A 21,531-nucleotide genomic window follows, 5' to 3' on the forward strand; every position below is an offset into this window, starting at 1 on the left:
CATAATCCTACATCTCTGTAGCGAGCCTTTTGGACAATAAGACGAAATGCTTTAATCACAACTAAAATCCGTCCGCATGAAGATATAAATATTGAAAGATATTAATATGATTTTTGAAGTTTTCGATATTTATCAATAATGGGTTTTTCGAAAAAATGCCAGCTCATTGAAGCGGCAAGTATCGAAGTGATTAAAAGAATAGCAAGCTGGTAAGTAGGAGGAACGCCTACAACCCTATTAATGGATGCAAGTATTGGCAAATGCCATAAATAAATTCCATACGAAATTGTACCCAAATAGTAAAGTGGGCTGAGGGCTACTCTGTAAATACCGGTTACCTGCAGGCTACAAAAACATAGTATCAAAAGTCCAAAACTGATTGCCAGTAAAGTTTTTAAAAAGGTATACGGACTAATACTTCCATAGTAATCAGGAATACTCCAATAAAAAGATTGGCAAATATATCCTACGATTAAAGTCAGGGATAGCCAAAGCGTTAGATTGAAAGGGTTTGATTTAAACAGCTTCTCCCCCCAAGGGGTAAAGTAGATTCGAGACAAAATGAATCCAATCCCAAACTCATCAATGACCCCAAAAATATTTGTACTAGCACTCCACAAAGTAATTGCAGTTGTAAATTGCGAAAATAGTCCAGCGCGAAAAAACCATGCGACTCCAATAAACACTATCAACAAAATACCAATCTTTGCCCTTAAGAGCAATGGCGCAAAAAATAATAAAATAAGATAGAACTGCACCTCAGGAGCAAGACTCCACGTAACCCCATTGAGGGAATCACGATACTCTAGAAACAAATTCTGTAAGAAAAATACGTGTAAAAAAATATTTTTGAGTAAGTGATCAAAAATAAGATTAGGATTAACGAAAATTAGCGATATGGAGAGTGTGAGGAGATAGAGCGGGAATATTCTTGCAAATCGATTTATAAAAAATTTTCTTTTGTAATTATTATCCGATCCCTTAACAGTAGAATTAATATCGTAAAAAATAGCTAATCCGACAACAAAACCAGAAATCACAAAGAATAAATCTACCGCCATCCATCCAGCTCTAAACCATACCAGCAGTCCAGACGTAGGAAATTCTAACCATTTATTGATTTCTATGAAATGATAAATTACTACTGTGATAGCAGCAAAACCACGAAGTAAATTAATATTATCGAAATATTTTCTTATGGGCACGGCTCAATACCATCCTCTTTAAAATTCAAGTCATTTTTGCATTTCAATATTGTTTGGTCGTATACCTGATAAATATTGATACAGGCGCCACTTTGAAGATCGGACTTTTTGAACCTCGCTAAGAAACCTACATTCAATAATTTCTTATTCTTAAAATGGTCAGCAACATCAGACCGATCCTGCTTTTGTGCTAGTCCAAATCTGACAGAATTATTTACATCTACACTTATTAAATAAGTCCGTGCAACCGATGAAGCACTAATAGAGGGAATTGCCCAACCAATGAAACTATAGTCACCATTTAACTCTTTAGTAATCCGCTCAAAATTGCATTCACCACCTACATCTCGTTTCAAATGTCGGTAGTCCAGGGGAACCGCAGAAAAGAGAATTACTCTATGTAAATTAATATCATTAGGTAAATCATCTTTTTGGCTACATCCAGAAATGATGATTAGCAGTATTGCAGCTAGGCATTTGAATGATGTGCCTTTCATTGATGATTACTCCAATACCAGATCGGATGCACTGGATCTAAAATAAGGCCACTTCGCTGTGAGCCGCTTAAAAACTGGTGCCCCCCCCGTGAGTCGAACACGGCACCAACGCATTATGAGTTCATTTTATGAATTTTTTTCTATATAAATCTATATCTTGAAACTGGTGTGTCGCAAAATGTGTAAGCCATATTCATGTTGGGGGGTGCGGCTAAACGTTAAGCGGATATGAATATACTCAGTTGACTGCATCATGGTTAAGGAGAATATGGCGAGCGATGGGGTCGTAGTGAACAATCGTTTTGTCGGGTTCGGGTTTATTGCGGATACTGTCCTTAGTAGGGAAGAGGATCGTAGGGTAGTGACTGAGGTGTTCCCTGGCGGGCCGGCAAGCGGCACTCTTAAGGTTGGCGACGAATTCATATCAATCGGCGCAATACCAGTCATCAAAGAGAGCATACAAGGCGATAAGCTTCCCACTCGCGGGAAGATCGGCGAAGCTGTCGCCGTAGTGATCAAGCGCGATGGAAAGGAGATGCCAATCGAGATGACTCGCGGAAAGGTATCAGGGGCTTTGACTACGAAGAATCGGCTACTAGAGGATTTAAGTCGAGGTAAAGCTGATGAATGGTATTGGAAAAATTCGAAGATACAAATTGAAGAAGTGATCGGCGACGCTAACGTTCTTTATGTATACGAGGAACGCTTCCAACTCGAGCACCGTCGACTTTTTTCAAGTCATCTGTTAGTGTGATACCGGAATCAGGCGCCAGCCAAGGTTCGCGCTCTTGAACTTAGTTCAAGTCTTTTGAAAACCAATAAATGCCCCAGCGCTTTAAAAAATTACCTGAGAATGAACGACGCCACATCACATACGAGCATCGCCGAGAACCCTATGAATAAAAAAATAAACTTACCTTTGTTCGGACTGGTGATTGCGCTCTTTGCGCTGTCTCTTTATATACTCTTGCCCTTTTCAGGCGACGTGCTCTGGGCTGCCGTCATCGTTTGCACCACCTGGCCTCTTTTTTTAAAAATTAACAAGTGGTGTAAGAATCGTCGTTCTCTGGCGGTCACGTTCACTACGCTGCTCATGATTTTAGTGGTCGTCGCACCGCTGGGTGTTGGCTTACTGCTATACGCTCAAAATAGTCACGTTTTAATCCATGCTCTTCGAGAGTTATTCTCTATACAAACGATCGCAGTACCTACTTGGATGCTAGACCTTCCATTCGCAGGAGAATCTTTAACTCATCTATGGCAGCAGTTGGTGCACGGAGGGATTCCAGGAATCATTGACCGTTTTGAATCTTTTCTTTCGAGCAATAGCGCAGCGGTCATAAAACAAATTCAAGGTTTCAGCGATATTCTGCTTCACTTGATCTTAACGATCGTCGTAGCCTCATTTTTCTATAGCATCGGAGATCGCGTCATCGCGACGGTGCATGACCTCATTCGTCGAAACCTGGGTGTTGAAGCTAGCAATTGCGTCAAAGTAATTGGCGATGCGACCCGTTCGGTAGCCTTTGGGGTCGTCGGCTCTGCGGCTATCACTGCATGCGTCGTTGCAATTGGCCTCTCAATCGCCGGAATACCGCACGCACTTGCCCTGTCGAGCGCGGCATTCGCTTCTGCACTTCTCATGATTGGCCCCTTATTGATACTGATCCCTGTCATCATTTGGGTAATATTTCAAGGGAGCATCGGCTGGTCAATATTTATCATTGCTTGGACCTTGTTCACCGTTTTTTTCGACGAGTGGATCACTGCTGCGCTCATTAAAGGCGGTACAAAAATGCCGGGCGTCATGACTTTTTTTGGGATAATGGGCGGTGTCACCTGCTTTGGCGTCATTGGGGTCTTCTTGGGGCCCGTCATTTTAGAAACAACCTATGTTGTCTCTAGCATATTGATCAAAAAAAATCTTCAACCAGACGCTAACACGTAAAGAAACGCCGCCTAATCTGTGTAATCTATAGTGAATTATTTAATCAAAAATAGCTAAATAATTTACGAATTGTCTTACCAATCTTTAAAAAAATAGAGTACTGAAAAAGTCTGTTAAATATCTTACTAAGAATAGGTATCAAAAATTGAATAGCAACATTAGTTACATTCAAGTTATGCCTAGGCAATATTGGCCGAAAACTTAATTCAAACCAGCGCATTCTAGATGCTAATTTATTAATCTTTACATTTTGTGTTGCAATCAACAATTGTTCTAAAACTTCCTCGGCAGATCGCTTCCAGCCTAAAACTTCACCCTCAGCAGTGTCGCCCCTCCAAATTGGTATTCCCTTGGAAAGTTGATTGCTAAGATCTTGATTGTCGGTATACCAATAAATATTATCTTTACCTTTAACAATTTTTGAGACTATCTCTATAAAGGGAGGTAAGGGTCTTAAAAAAATTGGAGTTCTAGAGGCCAGGCAATTCATTAATGGAAACCCAAAACCCTCATAATAAGTAGGAAATATTGCTATCTTAGAATTTATATATAGAGAATTTATTTCACTTGTGGATAAATTTCCGACTGATAAATAATTCACATTTTTTATTTTTTTTTCAGAGTGAGCCATTACAACAATTTGCAGATCTCCAAATGTATTTATCAAGAGATTCACACATGACTCAACTCCTTTATGCAAAAATTTATTGCCTATGACCAGTATATCGTGTGTATAAGTTCGCTGGTCTGAAGAGCTATTTTCGCTAACGTACTCGGAGGGGTTTGTAGAATGTAATGTAGGATATATTAGTGTATCTAAACCTATTTCATATCTTCTTCTAAACTGTTGGGCAGTAAAATTTGAATTCGTAAAAATAATATCGAATGACTTCATGACAAAACGCCAAAGATTGACATCAAACTTAAGGCTTAATTCACCGCAATCATCTGAAATGGTATCGAGCATAAAGCAAGAAACTACTGGCGCTAAAGACAGCAACCTATCAATATCACCAGTTAAAAATGGTTGACCTATTCTTACAACTGCACCCATAGGAGCAGAAGCATCTAAAGGATTAAGCCATTCAATACGAGTATTTTCTGAAAATTTGTGAAAATTCCAAGCCTCTAAGGACATCATCACTTTAATGCGAATATTATTTGGCCAATACTTAGCTGCTGAAAAAATTAATTCTCTGGCTGCTAAGGCCGTTCCATTAAAGTAAGTGCCTATATTTCTACAATCAAAACCAATGATGAATTTTCCCTGTCTATCGGGCATTAAGCCCGCAACAAGTTTTTCAGCTCGAAATTCCGGTGAGTCAAAGTAACGAAAAATTAAGGGCTCATATTCTGGGTATCTTTTATTCAACAGCACTTCATTTTCAGCTTTGATTACGCTACCTTCATCGAGTCCAAAACTGGCGCTACCCTTATGCCAGACAAATGCATGGTTCGCTAATGCTGCCTTATAACCACATTTATTTGCACGCATAATCAAATCATTTTCTTCGCTGTATCCATATCCATAAATTGGGTCTAGTACCCCAAAATTAAGCAAAATTTCAGATTTTATAAACATACAAAATCCAACCACTGTTGGTACATAAGAAGTTCTATGGAAATAATTCTTCAACAACAAAAAATCTTTATAGTATTCAATTGGGGAGTCTTTTAACCCCCCGTTACTAGGCAGGGTGCACAATGTTGCATTGTTAGAGCGTGGACTTACGAATCCAATCATGGGATCCGAGTAAGCAACTTCAGATAACTCTCTTAAAGCCTCAGGGAAAATATATGTATCTGAATTTAGAAGCAAAACATCATCTTTAGCTTCAATGACAATCTTGAGGCCTTGATTAATACTTTTTAAAAATCCAAGGTTTTTTGAATTAGTAATGAGCCTTAAATTTAAACGAGTATTACTTTTTAGCCACTTTTCTAATTCGGCAGAAAGTTGGGGATCATCAGGGCTATCATTGATCAAAATAAGCTCAGCACCAAGAGAATTAAACTCTGAAGCACAACTCACTAGGGACTCAAATAGGGAATCAACAAGATGAGAATTTTTATAGAATGGAATGATTACCTTAAGGCGTTTTCTTTGTAAAATTTCCATATTTTCTAGATCTCTATTCATAAGATTATTATTTTCTGGAAGCTCCTTATTCAAAATATTAAGTAACTTAAAGGAGCGGTGGTCTAACTCTGTTGGACAGCATTTCGAGGAAGATAAGTGAAAGTCATTGATCGGTCATGTCAGGCCGCTTCCTTCAGCCCGTTGTCTTTAAAGTAAACCTCATCTGGTGTCTGCTTGGCAAGCGATTGATGCGTTCTTTTTGTGTTGTAAAACAAAAAGTAGTCTTTGATGCCCTCGCGCAATGCCGCCATTGATTCGTACGCCCTAAGATAAACGTTCTCGTACTTTACAGAGCGCCAGAGTCGTTCAACAAAAACATTATCTACCCAACGGCCTTTTCCATCCATACTGATCCGAATACCGTTTTCTTTCAACACCCCCGTGAAGTCCTCGCTGGTGAATTGGCTGCCTTGGTCAGTATTAAAAATCTCTGGCTTGCCATACCGACCAAGGGCCTCTTGAAGCGCTTCGATACAAAAATCTGCTGTCAGAGTATTGGATATTCGCCAGGCCAAGACCTTACGGCTCGCCCAGTCCATGATGGCAACGAGATATGCAAAGCCTTTAGCCATAGGAATATAGGTGATGTCGGTTGCCCAGGCTTGGTTGGGGCGATCAATCACTAGATCCTTGAGCAAGTAAGGATAAATCTTATGACCTTTAAATGGAATACTCGTTCTGGGTGCCCGATAGATCGCGTGGATGCCCATCTTGCGCATCAGGCCGCGCACCCGATCACGGCACACGCTCATACCACCTCTGGCGAGTTGATCTTTAATGCTTCGTGACCCCATCCATGGAAACTCTAAATGCAACGCGTCAATCTTACGCATGAGCTCAAGCGATTTGCTATGGTCAGCCTTAGGTTTGTAATAAAAAGTCGACCGCTGCAGATCCAGCAATTCGCATTGGCGGCTGACCTTCAGGGCATGGGTGCGGTCAATCATCGCTTTGCGCTCGGCAATCCCGCCTTGGCGAACGCTCGTTCGAAAAAATCGACTTCCAGCGTCAATTGTCCGATCTTGGCGTGTAAATCTTTGACTTCATCCTCAGATACCGCGCCAACGGGTTCTTTGCCAAAGCTTGCAGCCATGTTGTCAATTGCTTGCTGGCGCCATTGCGAGATTTGGTTCGCATGCACTTCAAACTGTTCTGCTAACTCCGCGAGGGTCTTATCCCCGCGCAGCGCTGCTAAAACTACCATGGCCTTGAAATCGGCCGTGTGATTTCTTCTGGGTCGTCTCATCATTACTCTCCTGGGCGCTCTGCGCCAAAAAGACCAATGACTTTTTATCACTTATCGGGCTGTCTAGTTTGGCCAGACCGGCTCATTGCTACAGGGGACTGAAAATAGGCGTCCAAATTGTCTAAGCTTAAGACTATCGCGTATCTTCTTTGAAAGACTGTCCAAGATAGTCAGACCACTGCTAATATCACTTAGCATTTTCCACGGGTATCGCATTTTCAATGACGCAAACGCCTTTTTTAATCACGCAAAATTTTCAGGTAAAAAATGACTTATTCAGCACCCACCTTAGCGGAGTATGTCCTCAATAGACTGGCTGATCTGGGTATTGATCGAGTCTTTGGTGTGCCGGGCGATTATGCGTTTCCTTTTGATGATGCGATTGAGGCGAGTGAGCGACTTCAGTGGATTGTCTGCGCCAATGAACTCAACGCTGCATATGCGGCAGATGGTTATGCGCGTATCAAAGGCGTTTCGATTCTTTCGACCACGTATGGTGTCGGTGAACTCAGTGCGATCAACGGCGTGATGGGTGCGCGTGCCCAGCGATTGCCGGTTTTTCATATTGTGGGTGCCCCAAGTTCACGGATTCAAAAGCAAGGCCTGATCACGCATCACACGCTCGGCGATGGGGTATTCAATAACTTTCAGCATCTTTCTGCGTCCGCCTGTTGTGTGACCACTAACTTGACACCCGATAATGTTGTGAGCGAGATGGAGAGAGTGATCAGTGAAGCGCTGCGTCTAAGTGCGCCTGCTTACATTACAGTACCGATGGATTTGGCGAAAATGCCCATCATTGGCACGCCTATCAAAGGCCAGGCTCTGGCTGAGATTAAACGGGCCAAAAGCGATCCGGAAAGTTTGAGTGCTGCATTAAATTTTGTAATCGAAAAAATCAATGCAGCTAAAAGTATTGTGGCGTTGCCAACCTATCTTGTTGGTAACTATGGGCTCCGAGAGTCATTGCTCGCTTTCCTGAGCCAAACCGAAATATCTTTCGCGACCACGCCGATGGATAAAGGAATTGTCTCCGAATCTCATCCTCAGTATTTAGGTATTTATAGTGGCGCATGGTCCAATCCAGCTGGCCTGAATGTTGCGGTAGAAGGGGCAGATTTAGTGCTCGATATTGGCGGCGTCATATTTGAGGATTTCAATACGACTTTCTGGTCTTCCAACATCAGTTCACAAAAATTACTCACTCTTGGTGATCATTTCGTCAGGCTGGGCGACACTATTTTTACTGGTGTAGCGCTTGAAGACATGCTAAGAGGGCTCACCGAAAATTTAAAAGCACTCCCTCAATTAAAGTTTTCATCATCTTTATCACCCTTGTCTATTCAGGTCGAACCGAGTCAGCCGACTTCTTCGGAAAATCTGTATGCGCGTATTCAAAAAATGCTTCGTCCAGGTGATGTGTATGTGGTTGAGACTGGCACATGTACGATTCACTCTACCCCGATGTTGTTGCCCAAGGACGTTGGGTTTCAGACGCAGACGCTTTGGGGGTCGATTGGTTGGGCGACACCTGCTGCAATGGGTATCTGTATGGCCAATCAACAAGGCCGTACGGTTTTAATCACAGGTGACGGTTCACATCAGCTGACGGCAAATGAAATCGGGGTGATGGGACGGTATGGCATCAAGCCGATCATTTTTGTGCTGAACAATGGTCTGTATGGGGTAGAGATTGTGCTGAGTGAGAAAGGCCCATCATATGATGATCTCGCGTCTTGGAATTACGCACAAATCCCTGCTGCGATGGGCTGTGATAAATGGTTTAGCGCACGCGTCTTCACGGTGGCTGAGCTCGACGCTGCGATTGCGCGTGCACAAGCCCATGATGGTGGTTCGTACATAGAAGTTATGATTGCAGCAGAAGAAAGTCAGCCTCTGCCAGAAAGTATTCAGCAACAGATTTATCAATCTACTCTTAATAAATAATCAAGAGGTCAGAATAATGCGAGCGCGAACTTCAGTTGTATTAAGCACATTTTGTTCAGCTTTTTTATTGACTCAGAGTGCTCTGGTCTATGCGGCAGCAGATACAATTTTTCTGGGTGGGCCGATCGTGACAGTCAATGCCAACAATGAAGAGGTGGAGGCGCTCGCCGTCAAAGATGGCAAAATCGTCGCGCTCGGTCAGCAAACGGAGATCAAGAAAAACTGGTCTAGTTCAAAGACGAACGTGATCGACTTGAATGGTCGCACGCTGATGCCAGGGTTTGTAGAACCGCATGTTCATATCGTTTTAACTTCAATGGTCGAGGGTCTGTGGTTAGACTTGTCTAACTTTACCTTGCCCTACGATACCTTGGATACGATCAGCACTAAGCTGCGTGCAGCGCTTAAAAATGTGCCACCTGGGGGATGGTTGGCGGGGTTCGGTGTGGATCCCTCGCGGACTTCGCCTTTTATGGCGGAGCTGACAACAGAGGTGCTTGATAAAGTCTCGACCGATGTTCCAATTTTTATCGTCAATCAATCCGGCCATATTGCCTATGTCAACACCAAGGCTTTCGAAGTCGCTGGTGTGACCAACAAAACGCCTAATCCCCCCGGTGGCGGTATTTACGTCAAGGATGCTAAAGGTAATCTGACCGGCAAGTTGATTGAGCCGCCGAGTTATCTGCCTTTCCAAGCCAAGATGCCCGTGCCTACGCAAGCTGAGTTGATTGAGGCGATGCGCAAGACGACCAAGAGGCTTGCGACGAAGGGCATCACAACTTCGGCTGAAATCACTGTTGGCGCGAACCTTGGTCTGGATCATGAATTGGGCTTATATCAGTACCTGATGGCCAATGGCGGTTTGCCTGTCAGAGTGCGTGCTTATTTATATGGCAGCGCTATTCCCAAGGGGTTTAATGCGATTAAGCCCAATCAGGGGGATGATCGCTTGCGCTTTGTGGGTGTGAAATTTTTGGCCGATGGATCAACTCAGGGCTTAACCGCAGCGTTGAACGAACCGTACACATACCCCTCTGGTACCGAAAACAAAGGGAGTCTCAACTATCAAACTGAGACATTCTTAAATGATATACGGCCTTTTTTTGATCAAGGCTGGCAGATTTCAATCCATGCCAATGGTGATCGCGCGATCGATCAAGCGTTGGAAAATTACAGCACGCTGCTCGCCGGTGTCGCGCAACCCGAGAAACGTAGACTGCGTATCGAGCACTTCACAATTACTAAGCCTGAACAACTCATCCAAACCAAAAAACTGGGCGTTGTTCCAGGATTTACGATCGGTCATGTTCATTACTGGGGCGAACCGTTTCATAACCAAATCGTTGGACCTACACGTGCGAATCGAATCGATGCGTCCGCCTCGATGAAGAAAGAGGGTATTCGGTTTGCGTATCATAGTGACTCTCCTGTTTCTCCCTATGGTCCACTTAAATACATCACACAGGGTGTCACACGCGTGTGGCAAAGTCCCCTTGAACGAGTGCTGGGTCCTCAGCAGAGAGTCTCTGTCGATGATGCAATCCGCGCAGTGACGATTGATGCAGCCTATCAGATGATGTCGGATCACGAAGTGGGTAGTCTGGAAGCTGGAAAGTTAGCAGACTTTGTGGTGCTTGAAAAAAATCCACGCACGACTGCCCCTGCTCAAATCGCTGACATCAAGGTGTTAGAGACATGGGTCGGTGGACAGCGTCAGGCATGGTGATGCAGCGACGGGGATCTTTGATTCTTTTGATCCTTTTGATCCTTTAGCAAAAGAAAAACGCTGAGGATACTGTTAAGCTCAACGTATCGTATTGAGAGTATTCCGAGACCAAAATGCATCATGCGACAGCCAAGCCCCTCGTTGAGCTAAGAGAAGCGTCAAAACGTTTTAAATCCGGAACGCTTGCTCTACGGGAGATCTCACTGTCTATCGAGGCAGGTGAATTTGTCACCTTACTGGGACCTTCTGGCTGCGGAAAAAGTACAGTCTTGCGCATGGTCGCGGGTCTTGACAGCCCTTCGGTTGGCAGCGTGCACGCCCCCGCTCTCACGACCGATAAAGACTCAACAGCCTTTGTATTTCAAGAAGCCACCTTGATGCCTTGGGCGAGTATCTTTGACAATGTTTATCTGCCGTTACGTTTGCAGGGATTTGCGCAGCGAGCGGTCAAGTCACGCGTGTTTGCCGCGCTAAAAAGTGTAGGGCTAGAGGATTTTGCATATTCATTCCCCTCACAGCTCTCGGGCGGGATGAGGATGCGTGCCTCTATTGCGCGCGCGCTCATCAATGATCCTAAAATTTTGCTCATGGACGAGCCTTTTGCCGCGCTCGACGACTTTACCCGACAAAAGCTCAACGATGATCTGCTACGTTGGCAACAAGAACGCGCTGTTGCAACGCTCTTTGTGACACACAATATCGCCGAAGCCGTATTTTTGAGTCAACGTGTCCTTGTCATGCAGGCACGCCCAGGGAAAATTATGCATGCATTAAGAATTGATGAGCCCTATCCTAGAGAACCTGCTTTCAGAACTTCTATGACTTTTTTGAATTATTGTCGAGAACTCTCTGTTGCACTCGAGCGTGCAATGCTAATGGAGACCTCAGCGCGATGAAGCAGCTGACGGATGTCATGCTTCCAATCGCCACACTCGTCATCTTTGCGATGCTTTGGGAGTTCGGTGTGCGCTGGGCGGATATTCCTCCTTACACCTTGCCAGCTCCGTCTGTGATCTTACACAGTCTCATTGCGAATTGGCCTTCGCTCGCAGCGAGCTGGTGGTTTACCCTCCAAATCACCTTCGGTGCGTTGCTGCTGGCCTGTAGCGGCGGAATCTTGATTGCTTCCGTTTTTTCCCTTTCTCCCGCTTTAGAGCGTGCTTTTTTTCCCATTGCGGTTGTGTTGCAAGTGACACCGATTGTGGCGGTCGCTCCCCTGATCCTCATTTATGTCGACAGCACCACCGCCGCGCTTTTATTATGTGCATGGATTGTCGCCTTTTTCCCAATTCTTTCAAACACAGTGACTGGACTGCGGATGACGGATCGCAACCTCATGGATCTTTTTAGGCTTTATCGGGCAAGCCCTTGGCAGCGCCTAAGGTTACTACGTGCACCCTCAGCCTTGCCGTATTTTCTGGCCGGGCTGAAGATTTCTGGCGGACTCAGCTTGATTGGCGCAGTCACCGCAGAAATGGTGGCGGGTGCCGCCGGCAGAGAGACAGGACTGGCTTCGCGCATTCTGGAAGCCAGTTTCAGAACCGAAACACCCAAAATGTTCGCCGCACTGGCATTGTTGGTATTAACGGGTGTGTTGATCTTTATGTTGTTTACTGCACTTTCACGCGTATTGCTTGCGCATTGGCATGATGCTGAGCAATTGAACGACACCAGTCGTACCCTTTAGGAGAGCAGCATGGTCTGGCGATTCATTCAATCTTTGATGCTGATGGTCACGCTATCGGCAATTTCTCACGCTCAACAAGCTGTCACGTTTGCGACAAACTGGAAAGCGCAAGCGGCTCACGGAGGCTTTTATCAAGCGGTCGCGGATGGTACATACAACAAATACGGTCTTGAGGTGACGATCCGTCAAGGTGGCCCTCAAGTCAACAACAGGCCACTATTGCCCGCGCGGCGGGTTGATTTTTTAATGACCGGCAATCTTCTGCATAGTTTTGATAATGTAAAAAATGGTATCCCGGTGACAGTCGTGGCTGCGATGTTTCAAAAAGATCCGCAAGCGCTGATGGCGCATCCCAATCAGGGTTATGAAAATTTTTCCGCACTTAAAAATGCACCGATTGCACTGATCGCCAAGGATGGACAGTTCTCTTGGTGGCAATGGCTCAAGGTTGCGCATGGCTTTAAAGATGAAGCACTTAGACCCTACAACTATAACCTCGGCCCCTTCCTTTCACAGCCCAAATCAATCCAACAGGGGTATTCGGTGGCGGAGCCTATCTATATCGAGCAGCAGGGGAAATTCAAACCCGTTGTTCATCTTTTAGCTGATCATGGCTTTTCAACTTACAGCACCTTGATTGAAGCCAGGACTGAAACCGTTAAGAACAATCCTGATCTCGTCCAACGTTTTGTCGACGCCTCCATCATTGGTTGGGTCAATTTTATGTATGGTGATCGCACAGCAGCCAATACTCGCATGCTGAAAGACAACCCTGAAATCACAGTCGCTGAAATTGAAGCGTCGGTGGCGTTAATGAAGCAGCAGGGAATTGTGGACTCTGGGGACGCGAGCGCTGACGGAATAGGCGCAATGAAGCCTGCGCAGATAGCTGACTTTTACGCGCAAATGGTCAAGGCCGGTCTGTATCAAGCCAAGGATGTTGATTTGTCTAAAGTTGCAACAACCCAATTTGTAAATAAACAAGTGGGCGTTGAACTAAAGAAAATACTGACCAATGTTCAAGCTATGTCAAAAAATTGATAAAGCCGAGTTGGATTTTCGCAAAGAATTTTGTCTCTCAATAGTGCATCAGGCACCCAATCAAGCAGCAAATCTAATAAATCAGCATCATTTGGCATCGAACCTTTTACCATCACATGCGGCCAATCGCTGCCCCATAACAATTGATTGGGATTTGCTTGGACTAACGCTTGGGCAAATACTTTTGTATCAGGATAAGGTGGTTGATCAAAAGATGAGATGCGATACGGGCCGGTTAGTTTTACCCATGCACGTCCCTCACGCATTAAAGCCAAAAGATTTTGAAAGCCACGATCAAGAACCCCGTGCTGCGTTTTAATGTAGCCCAGATGGCCCAATACAATCGGCACTGGAAAATCTTTCAACATTTGGTTGAGCTCAGGAAATTCATTCGCATGCATGAGGAATTCCATATGCCAACCAAAAGGTGCGATTTTATCGGCAAGGTAACGTAAATCATCAATCGGTAAAATGCCTTTAGCATCTGCCAAATCTACGATGTTGCACCTGACTCCCCGAACGCCCGCCAGATGTAGTTGCTCAAGGTAGTCATCTGTGATATTTGCATTCACGACCGCCACCCCTCGGAGATGGCTGGGATCTGAAACTAGCGCATTGAGCAAAGCACGATTATCGTCCCCATAAATACTCGGCTGAACCAGCACAGCCCGATCAATGCCTAAGGTCTTTAAAAGGCTTTGATATTGAGGGAGTAGCGCATCTGGTGGCGTGTATATTCTCTGGGGTGAAAAAGGATAGATCGCGTCTGGCCCACAGATATGCGCATGACAATCGGTTGCGCCCCGACCAACACGTAGAGCCGGTTTTTTTAGAAGCGGATCTGGTGCTTGGCATGCTGGCGCTTTATCTTGGTTCGATTTCAATTTGTTTAGCATTTTTATATTTAACTAAAATGGCGGTTTCAAGTACGAAGCGCAACTTTGATTAATTAGGCGGGTTGGCTGAGAGTGTTCTAGCATCTCAGATTTCCCGACCGCCAAGTCAAAGTCACCTTATGAGCTATAAACATCTCAGCCAAACTAAACGTTATCAGATTTATGCACTTATTTTGGTGCGCAACCAACTAGGGTATACGTCTACTCCCCAATGGTCAATATTGAATCGGCGCCAACAGTCAGTTCATTCGAGGCGTTTTTTTTACAAAGCTAATTCATCCTCAAAAAAATCACGTTCGACCTCGATTGAGGGGAAAGTAGCAAAATGCATCAACGACCTGTCCGGTGGCGTGAAAAGGTCATTGGATATTAAACAAACAACTTATCTGCCTAACATGAAATTGTTACTTATTATGCCCAGCCCTAGCTTTTTCTATTTGTGACTTGATGGACTTATTGGTTGCCCAGCTATGCACCATATTGCGTGGACCGATCGTGTCCTTTAATTTCTGGGGATAGGTGCGATGCGATGGATCTTCTATCGCATTCAGGTGGTACAAGTAACCGTAAATATGGCGTTACTCTTTTGAAGCGTGATGGCATAGCGCTTGGACGAGACCGTATCGCTCTGATCCGGGCAAAGCACGGACTGACCGCCAGAAAAAGACTTGAAACCCTACATCCCTAGTCAGCGGTTGTTAACCCAGTTTTCTACAACCAGACCAGCGTAGTTCACAAAGTCTGCTTCGTTGTTGGTGACTAGCGTCACGTCAAGAGCAACGGCATGTGAGGCGATGAGCTTATCGAGCGCATCACGGTTGCGATCTTTGTACGCGGCACGAATCGGTCCGTAGGCTTTGGCCGCCTGAGCTTCAAAGGGCGCCACCAAAATGTCTTCGAGCAAACTGTCGAGCGCCGAGCGATTGGCTACTTGCGCTGCGGCACTTGTGCAAGCAATGCCGAACTCAAGCTCTGCCAAGGTTACAGCGGATATGACAACGTCACCGACGAAGCAGGCAGCAAAGCGCTCCCTGACCTCGGGTGGCTGATGCTTCATGAGGTAGATGCAGATGTTGGTGTCGAGCATGTACTTTGGGCTCATAACGCCTCACGCTCGCCTTCAATGTTCTCGCCGCGCCCGTGAGCCATGAAGTCAGGTGAAAACTTCGCAAGTTTTCCCAACACATCGCCCATGCGCCGTTGGGCCGGGCGAATGCGTAACTCGTCACCCAGTCGCTCGATTACAAGCTCTACGTCCCAAGAACTGTAGGCCAGTTCTGCAGGAATGCGAACGGCTTGTGAATTGCCGTTCTTGAATAGTTTGGTGTTAGCCATAGCGAGTCTCGTTGGATGTACGTGTACATCTTAACGTAAAATAAACTCAATGTATAGACGTGGATGTACGTGAGACAAAATAGTTATTATTCTATGCAGCCGCGGTTGGGGTGAATGAATGGTTGATTGTCTAGCCCTATATTTTTTGAGTGATTTGTGTAAAAGTAACGCTTGTTCCCATCTCGCCAACCCTCCATGAGTTGACCCCATCATGAGCCTTCTCAGCCCCGACGAACTTGCTGCTCTCATCCCTGCCGAGTCATCGATTTTTCCTGCGCCAATACCAGTTCAGTGTGTCTCAAGTGATGAGTTTCTGCCGGGTGTGCAAACGCCTAAGCAAAAAGAATACGAAGCGCGTGTAAAGGCGTTGGGGGACGAGCTTGCAAAAAAACATGGTCTGACACGTCGCAAGTTTTTTAAATCAGCCTCTGGGATGGCCGCCGCGTTTTTGGCGATGAATGAAACGTATGGCCCAGTGTTTGGCGTATCGCGGGCCGAGGCCGCAACGCCCGAAATGGCCAACGAACGAGCGCAGTCGTTGTCTGGGCAGTTCATTATGGATATGCACACGCACTTTTTGCGTGATGACACGAGCCTTGCAGGTTTTGTGCGCAGCCGCGAGGCGGTGGGTAAGGCAGGCTGGAATCCGGGCTTGGTGGGCAAACCCCAAACGCTTGAAGACCTTAAGTTTGCCAACTATTTAAAAGAAATATTTTTAGATAGTGATACCAAAGTTGCTTGCATTAGCGGTGCACCCTCAGAAAAAGTGTCAGACTGGTTTTTAACCAACGATATGAAAAACCAGGCACGTGCCACTATCAATTCAATTGCGGGCTCAAAGCGAGCGTTTGCGCACGCCATCTTTACACCAGGCTACGCTGGCTGGCTGGACGAAATTGATCGTGCGATTGAGGTGCTAAAGCCCGATTCGTTTAAAGGCTACACGATTGGCGATAACACCAACAAGCAGTTGTCTGTGCACCCTTGGCTCCTAGATGACGAAAAACTTGTGTATCCCGCCTACGAAAGATTTGTCAAAGCCGGGCTTAAAAACGTCTGCATTCACAAAGGTTTATTTCCACCTTCGGTCGAAAAGAATTTCCCAAACTTACTGAAATACGCCAGGGTCGATGATGTGGCAAAAGCAGCCAAAGATTGGCCACAACTGAACTTCATCATCTATCACGGTGGCTACCGCTATAGCGGTGGTGGAGGTGCCAAAGGTGCGTGGGAACAATTTGAAAAAACAGGCCGGATCGACTGGGTGAGTGATTTGGCGGATATTCCCGGAAAATATGGCGTCAATAATGTGTATGCCGATGTCGGACAGCTTTTTGCACAAAGTACGATTGCCGATCCACGCGTCTCAGCCGTGATGATGGGCCAGTTGGTCGCAGGCTTGGGCGCAGACCACGTCTGTTGGGGCACTGATGCCATCTGGACAGGCGCACCGCAATGGCAAATCGAAGCGCTGCGTCGCCTCGAAATCCCCGAGGACCTACAAAAGCGTTATGGCTTGAAGCCCTTAGGCCTAGCAGATGGCCCGATCAAGCGAGCCATTTTTGGCGAGAATAACGCCCGGTTGTACAACTTTACGCCTGCCCAGCGTGCCGCTGTCAGCGTCGATAAGATCGCCAGTGGTAAAGCAATTTATGACCGGCACGGTGACGGGCGCACCAACATGGCTTACGGGTATGTGAACCGCGGTGTCGCCTGACGGCTTGATCACTCTGGGCTTCTTTTGCCCCGATCAGCGCGGGTCTTTGTGCTTCTGGCTCTCCCTAGTTGTAGCCGCGCTAACGTTTCCCTTTCGATTTGATCTGACTTTAATCCCTTGATGCTTGAGGGAAAATTAAAGGATAAAAAATAAAAAGAAACCATTTAGAACTGCGAGGATTCCAAAAGCTCCGATGAGAACCCCCCCAAGCATCAAGCCTACGATCGATGAAATGATCGACGTGGACACCAAAATTATCGCGATCTGAAGTAGGGCCTCACCATATTCAAAGGAATTGTTTTTGGATTGAGCTAGTTTTTTTTCATGTCGAATTTTTGACAGTTTTAATTCAAGCTCTTTTTTCCCATCCTGTTTATCCGCATTAGATTCAAGCAGTCGAATATCTTTCTTTTTGCTTTCAATAATTTTTTCAACATTATTTTTTTCAACCGATGTTAGAGAAGAGTTTTTCCATAATCCCATCTCCATTTGCTCAATACTGTCCTGTAATATGGACTGCCTTAATAATCGAAATTCTGCAATGGTTTGATAATTAGAATCGATCATATTGCTAGAGGAGATGATTTTAAGTTCTTCGCCTCCACCTAAGCCGGCAAGCGATAGCACTAAGGCAAAAAGAGAAATGATTAAGGCTTTGATCGCATGCGGGCTTTTCTCGCCACCACCAGCCTTTATGATGTCTTCAGACGTTTTTTCGGCTTCCATAAAATCCTATGAATATTCAATGATTGATGTGATGAGACTTATTTCAAATTTTTCCGGCATTTTAAGCTGAGATACGGTCCAATCGTATTGTAATATTAGCTATGTATCGGAACCTGCACATCCGATTGGTTTGAATGAATAACATTGATATATAAAACGAATCGGGATCATGCAAACAATTATTTTAATGGCTCTATTCTTTTTACTCATCGTGCTTATAAGCGCTGGCATCGCCTATCTCATCATGCGTTGGTGCTTTTCCCCCAAAAGACACGCCGAGTTGGTTCATAAATTCGATGGTATTAATATTTCGGGATTGAACGCTGGAGCCATAGTTTTGCTCTCATTGGGCATCGCTTTTGTCTTCAGTGACATCTCAAATGTCCATATCCGTGCAAAGACCTCATTAATGCAAGAGGCGGACGCGCTCCGTACACTTGGACGTATATCACTCAATATCGAACCAGAAGTCGGAGCACCTCTCATGGACGCAACACGTGCTTACGTTTCAGACGTTTTGCAAAAAGAGTGGCCAGCGATGCACCAAGGCGATGCGCTCTCCATTCGTCAGGGTACTCGAAGCGCCCTCACACCACTCACTCTGATGTCAGACATCGTTTACGACCCATTCAATTTTACTAAGCTTCAACCACTCACAGCTTCGCAACTCGGCAATCTTGTCGCGCGAGTTCGGGAGTATCGGCTCGTCAGAATTGAAATAAGTGAATACAGAATTGGTTCTCGCGGGCTCATTCTTGCCATCCTCACGCTAGTCGCTTCGACTGTCATATTATCTATGGCGATGCTTAAAAAGCCAGCGTCTCAATTTCTGTGTATTTTTTCCTTTTTTGTGGTCAGTCTATTTGCGCTGTATCTGGCTTACGCTTCTCAAAATCCTTTTTCTGGCTTGGACGCGATCAGTAATGCGCCCTTGCAAGAGGCCTCTGATCGCCTCAAAATCATGAAGTTAAATTGAAACTAATTAAGAATAATCTGATTTTCTAGAGGACTGATTGAGTCGATATTGATGATCTGAAATATTTTTTTCTAAAGATCACTGCACTCTTTTCACAGCAGTCTCAAGACGCAGTTGTCTGATCAAAAAATCAGAGGCCCTCAGGCTCAATGCTGCGATGGTTAAGGTTGGATTGGCATTTCCGCCCGTCGGAAAAACGCTCGATCCAACAATCATCAAATTTTTGTGATCATGACTGACAAGGTTGGCATCAACCACAGAGGATTTTGCATCGTGGCCCATGCGAGTCGTTCCGATGATATGACCCGCACCTTCGTATTCTTGCTTGTGCTGAATCTCAGTGGCCCGTATGTGACCAAAAATCTCCGTGTGAGCCGTTTGTGCGGCGTTCAAGCCTTTTTGCACGTAGTCATCTACACGATAATGTAATTTTGGTCTCGGTACTCCGTAAATATCTAACTCTTTCGGATCGAGCGTGACTCGATTTTCGGGGTCAGGTAATTGCTCCATGAGCGAGGCTAGACGAATGTGGCGCGAGGTCTGATTGGAGATGGCCTGATCTAAAACCTCGCCACGCAAACCGGCTCGGGCAAACTGTTGGGCAGTCGATGTTGGCGCCCCAGTGGGCCATCCCCATCCATCATTACCGATTTCGATCCGAAATGCTGCTCGATTTTTTCGGAACGCGCCGTCGCGCATATTTTCGATGCCAGAGGTTGCCTGAGGCCCTCTGTATGGGTAGACAGGCGCTCGCGATAGAGCCCAGGAGAGTTGCACGGGGTGATCCATGAGATTGCGACCAACCTGATCAGAGCGATTGGCCAGTCCCTTGGGGTACGTGCTTGATTTCGAAGCCATCAACAGTCGTGGAGTTTCAATCGCATGGCATGCCAAGATAAACTGTTTAGCCTTGATGAAGCCCTCTGACTGATCCCAACGCTTGAATTTGACGGCTTCGATTTGTTGGTCTTTGCCTACAAGCAATTGAACAGCCGTTGATTCAGTTATCAACGTGGCACCGGCAGCGAGGGCTTTTTTAATATGAACCGTGGCATCGTATTTCGCTTGAATCGGGCAGACAGGAATGCAACTACTACTGCCACAGCAGGCGGGACGGTTGTCATGTGCAACCGAGTTGCGTGCCTGTGGAGTGGGGGTCACCTCGTAGGGTGTTTGGGCTAATGCTTTGATGTATGTTTGATCGCAGTAGGATTGTCCGATCGCGGGCAAGGGATAGGCGCTCTGACGAGGAGACCCTTGATCTTGCTTTGCATCACCTGAGACCCCAAGCTCATTTTCGGCTTCGGTGTAATAAGGCTCTAGGTCACTGTAATTGATTGGCCAATCAATCCCTTGGCCGAACAGTGTTTGAGTATTGAAGTCGCTGGGGATGAGACGTATTGCCGTTCCTAGCCAATGCCAGGTGGTTCCACCCAGCACTTTCAGATAAGTACTTTTAAAAATATCAGGACCCGCTTGTACGTACCACTGATGAGGTTCGTCAGTGCGTGGGAACATCGCCTGCGGGGTTTGGGTGTAGGCAGATTCTGGAACCTTGATAAGAGCATTTTCGAACGTATTGACGGCTTGGGCTCGCTCAACGGTCTTGCCCGCCTCGAGGATCAAGACTTTAATGCCTTGCTTAGCCAGGCGGTGAGCCAATAGCGCCCCCGACACGCCAGAGCCGATGATGACAACATCTGTCGTGACAGTGTTTTCCAAAGTCAATGTCCTTAAGTTGGGGGTGGCAATGCCCAGTAGTTGGTGGGACCGCCACAGTTAGCTGACGTATGTAAAAAGGGAGCTGCACGCCACATCAGAGCATTGTTGTAAGTGATGAGCTGAGGGCCCTGCAAGGTTTGCGCAATCCCGCTATACCACGAAGCTACAATTTCGTTACCGAGCTCTAGGTCAGACTCGGGGTTGGCCAATAAAGCCTGCAAGCGGTGTATGAACCCTCTTTGTGCGTAAGTTTCAAGCATCTTTTGGGCATCGACGGGCAAAAAGAGATTGGGTGACTTTTGGGTGAGTTTTGCTGATAGCAAGATCATCTCATTGACTGAAAATCCTCTTGCAACAGACCAAGCCGGCACCGACAGGACAGAGGCAGCGATTGCCGCTGAGATGATTTGGCGGCGACTGATGGAGTGATTGCTTTTTAATGTATCGTTCATCGTTTTGACGCTAAAGGATAAGGGCAACTTAGCAATAACTTTAGGCTCTAGACAACACTAGAATTTATAACCTAAATCCACCCAAAAGCTATAGGCATTAACGTTTGGATTGGAGGCTGTCTACCGCTGTTGCAAGCTGTGATGCGATCATTAAAGGTGGGTTTGTTAAGAAAGATGGTTCGCATGCACATTCCTAAGTTAAGCTAAATGTAAAGCCTTTTGATTAACAATGCATTTTGAAAACCTACTTCACGATGGCGCTGGAGC

At 45.7% G+C, this 21,531-nt stretch carries 20 protein-coding genes; 10 read left to right on the forward strand and 10 right to left on the reverse strand.

Annotated features, from left to right (window positions below; all coding sequences use genetic code 11):
- Window positions 1-101 precede the first annotated feature (101 nt).
- A complete protein-coding gene (locus AC8GE9_RS08865; RefSeq protein ID WP_506676794.1) occupies window positions 102-1,205 on the reverse strand; it encodes an acyltransferase family protein in 1,104 nt (367 codons plus the stop codon).
- Window positions 1,196-1,702, reverse strand: a complete 507-nt coding sequence (locus AC8GE9_RS08870; RefSeq protein ID WP_506676795.1) for a hypothetical protein — start codon at window positions 1,700-1,702, stop codon at window positions 1,196-1,198. Before AC8GE9_RS08870 ends, AC8GE9_RS08865 begins: the two co-directional genes overlap by 10 nt.
- 289 nt (window positions 1,703-1,991) lie before the next feature.
- On the opposite strand from AC8GE9_RS08870, the gene AC8GE9_RS08875 reads away from it, so the two are divergent.
- Both AC8GE9_RS08875 and AC8GE9_RS08880 read left to right on the forward strand, forming a co-directional pair.
- Entirely contained in the window at window positions 1,992-2,456 is a 465-nt protein-coding gene (locus AC8GE9_RS08875; RefSeq protein WP_506676796.1) for a hypothetical protein, read from the forward strand.
- 141 nt (window positions 2,457-2,597) lie between these two features.
- The gene (locus tag AC8GE9_RS08880) at window positions 2,598-3,650 is read left to right on the forward strand and encodes an AI-2E family transporter (protein ID WP_506676797.1); all 1,053 of its coding nucleotides are present in this window, start codon (window positions 2,598-2,600) and stop codon (window positions 3,648-3,650) included.
- A gap of 43 nt (window positions 3,651-3,693) precedes the next feature.
- On the opposite strand, the gene AC8GE9_RS08885 is transcribed toward AC8GE9_RS08880, so the two are convergent.
- Window positions 3,694-5,823: a glycosyltransferase gene (locus AC8GE9_RS08885; protein ID WP_506676798.1), complete on the reverse strand. Its 2,130-nt coding sequence runs from the start codon at window positions 5,821-5,823 to the stop codon at window positions 3,694-3,696.
- 86 nt (window positions 5,824-5,909) lie between these two features.
- Window positions 5,910-7,039, reverse strand: a protein-coding gene (locus tag AC8GE9_RS08890; RefSeq protein WP_506676799.1) for an IS3 family transposase whose coding sequence is annotated in 2 segments (ribosomal slippage) — window positions 5,910-6,772 and window positions 6,772-7,039 — 1,131 coding nt in all. Because the reading frame shifts where the segments join, the coding sequence is not laid out codon by codon here.
- 264 nt (window positions 7,040-7,303) lie between these two features.
- Here AC8GE9_RS08890 and AC8GE9_RS08895 point away from each other — a divergent pair.
- From AC8GE9_RS08895 to AC8GE9_RS08915, 5 genes are all read left to right on the forward strand, one after another.
- A complete protein-coding gene (locus AC8GE9_RS08895) occupies window positions 7,304-8,983 on the forward strand; it encodes an alpha-keto acid decarboxylase family protein (protein WP_506676800.1) in 1,680 nt (559 codons plus the stop codon).
- 16 nt (window positions 8,984-8,999) lie between these two features.
- Window positions 9,000-10,712, forward strand: coding sequence for an amidohydrolase (locus AC8GE9_RS08900; protein WP_506676801.1), 1,713 nt, complete (start codon window positions 9,000-9,002; stop codon window positions 10,710-10,712).
- Window positions 10,713-10,825: 113 nt separating this feature from the next.
- Window positions 10,826-11,608 (forward strand): ABC transporter ATP-binding protein, encoded by a 783-nt coding sequence (locus AC8GE9_RS08905; protein WP_506676802.1) that lies wholly within the window; start codon window positions 10,826-10,828, stop codon window positions 11,606-11,608.
- Complete coding sequence (locus tag AC8GE9_RS08910; protein ID WP_506676803.1) at window positions 11,605-12,399, forward strand: ABC transporter permease; 795 nt, start codon at window positions 11,605-11,607, stop codon at window positions 12,397-12,399. The genes AC8GE9_RS08905 and AC8GE9_RS08910 overlap by 4 nt, the downstream gene beginning before the upstream one ends.
- Window positions 12,400-12,408: 9 nt before the next feature.
- Window positions 12,409-13,440, forward strand: a complete 1,032-nt coding sequence (locus AC8GE9_RS08915; RefSeq protein ID WP_506676804.1) for an ABC transporter substrate-binding protein — start codon at window positions 12,409-12,411, stop codon at window positions 13,438-13,440.
- Here AC8GE9_RS08915 and AC8GE9_RS08920 read toward each other — a convergent pair.
- Window positions 13,419-14,324 carry an amidohydrolase family protein gene (locus AC8GE9_RS08920; protein ID WP_506676805.1) on the reverse strand — a complete coding sequence of 302 codons (906 nt, stop codon included), beginning with the start codon at window positions 14,322-14,324 and terminating at the stop codon, window positions 13,419-13,421. The genes AC8GE9_RS08915 and AC8GE9_RS08920 overlap by 22 nt on opposite strands.
- A gap of 541 nt (window positions 14,325-14,865) precedes the next feature.
- On the opposite strand from AC8GE9_RS08920, the gene AC8GE9_RS08925 reads away from it, so the two are divergent.
- Complete coding sequence (locus AC8GE9_RS08925) at window positions 14,866-15,024, forward strand: hypothetical protein (protein ID WP_506676806.1); 159 nt, start codon at window positions 14,866-14,868, stop codon at window positions 15,022-15,024.
- Here AC8GE9_RS08925 and AC8GE9_RS08930 read toward each other — a convergent pair whose 3' ends face one another.
- Together AC8GE9_RS08930 and vapB are read right to left on the reverse strand one after the other, a co-directional pair.
- Entirely contained in the window at window positions 15,025-15,438 is a 414-nt protein-coding gene (locus tag AC8GE9_RS08930) for a type II toxin-antitoxin system VapC family toxin (protein ID WP_506676807.1), read from the reverse strand.
- Window positions 15,435-15,671, reverse strand: coding sequence for a type II toxin-antitoxin system VapB family antitoxin (gene vapB / locus AC8GE9_RS08935; RefSeq protein ID WP_506676808.1), 237 nt, complete (start codon window positions 15,669-15,671; stop codon window positions 15,435-15,437). The genes AC8GE9_RS08930 and vapB overlap by 4 nt, the downstream gene beginning before the upstream one ends.
- Before the next feature lie 211 nt (window positions 15,672-15,882).
- Between vapB and AC8GE9_RS08940 the strand changes: the two genes are divergently transcribed.
- Window positions 15,883-17,388, forward strand: coding sequence for an amidohydrolase family protein (locus tag AC8GE9_RS08940; RefSeq protein WP_506676809.1), 1,506 nt, complete (start codon window positions 15,883-15,885; stop codon window positions 17,386-17,388).
- A 135-nt stretch (window positions 17,389-17,523) separates the two neighbouring features.
- Here the strand turns inward: AC8GE9_RS08940 and AC8GE9_RS08945 are convergent, their stop codons facing one another.
- The gene (locus tag AC8GE9_RS08945; protein WP_506676811.1) at window positions 17,524-18,114 is read right to left on the reverse strand and encodes a DUF4337 family protein; all 591 of its coding nucleotides are present in this window, start codon (window positions 18,112-18,114) and stop codon (window positions 17,524-17,526) included.
- Between the two features lie 169 nt (window positions 18,115-18,283).
- On the opposite strand from AC8GE9_RS08945, the gene AC8GE9_RS08950 reads away from it, so the two are divergent.
- Entirely contained in the window at window positions 18,284-19,090 is an 807-nt protein-coding gene (locus tag AC8GE9_RS08950) for a bestrophin-like domain (protein WP_506676812.1), read from the forward strand.
- Between the two features lie 78 nt (window positions 19,091-19,168).
- On the opposite strand, the gene AC8GE9_RS08955 is transcribed toward AC8GE9_RS08950, so the two are convergent.
- Together AC8GE9_RS08955 and AC8GE9_RS08960 are read right to left on the reverse strand one after the other, a co-directional pair.
- Window positions 19,169-20,812, reverse strand: a complete 1,644-nt coding sequence (locus tag AC8GE9_RS08955) for a GMC family oxidoreductase (protein WP_506676813.1) — start codon at window positions 20,810-20,812, stop codon at window positions 19,169-19,171.
- A gap of 11 nt (window positions 20,813-20,823) precedes the next feature.
- On the reverse strand, window positions 20,824-21,264 hold the full coding sequence (locus AC8GE9_RS08960) for a sugar dehydrogenase complex small subunit (protein ID WP_506676814.1): 441 nt from the start codon (window positions 21,262-21,264) through the stop codon (window positions 20,824-20,826).
- Between the last annotated feature and the right edge of the window lie 267 nt (window positions 21,265-21,531).

It is taken from the genome of Zwartia lucis, assembly GCF_965234455.1.
In the GTDB taxonomy this organism is placed as follows: Bacteria; Pseudomonadota; Gammaproteobacteria; order Burkholderiales; family Burkholderiaceae_B; genus Zwartia; species Zwartia lucis.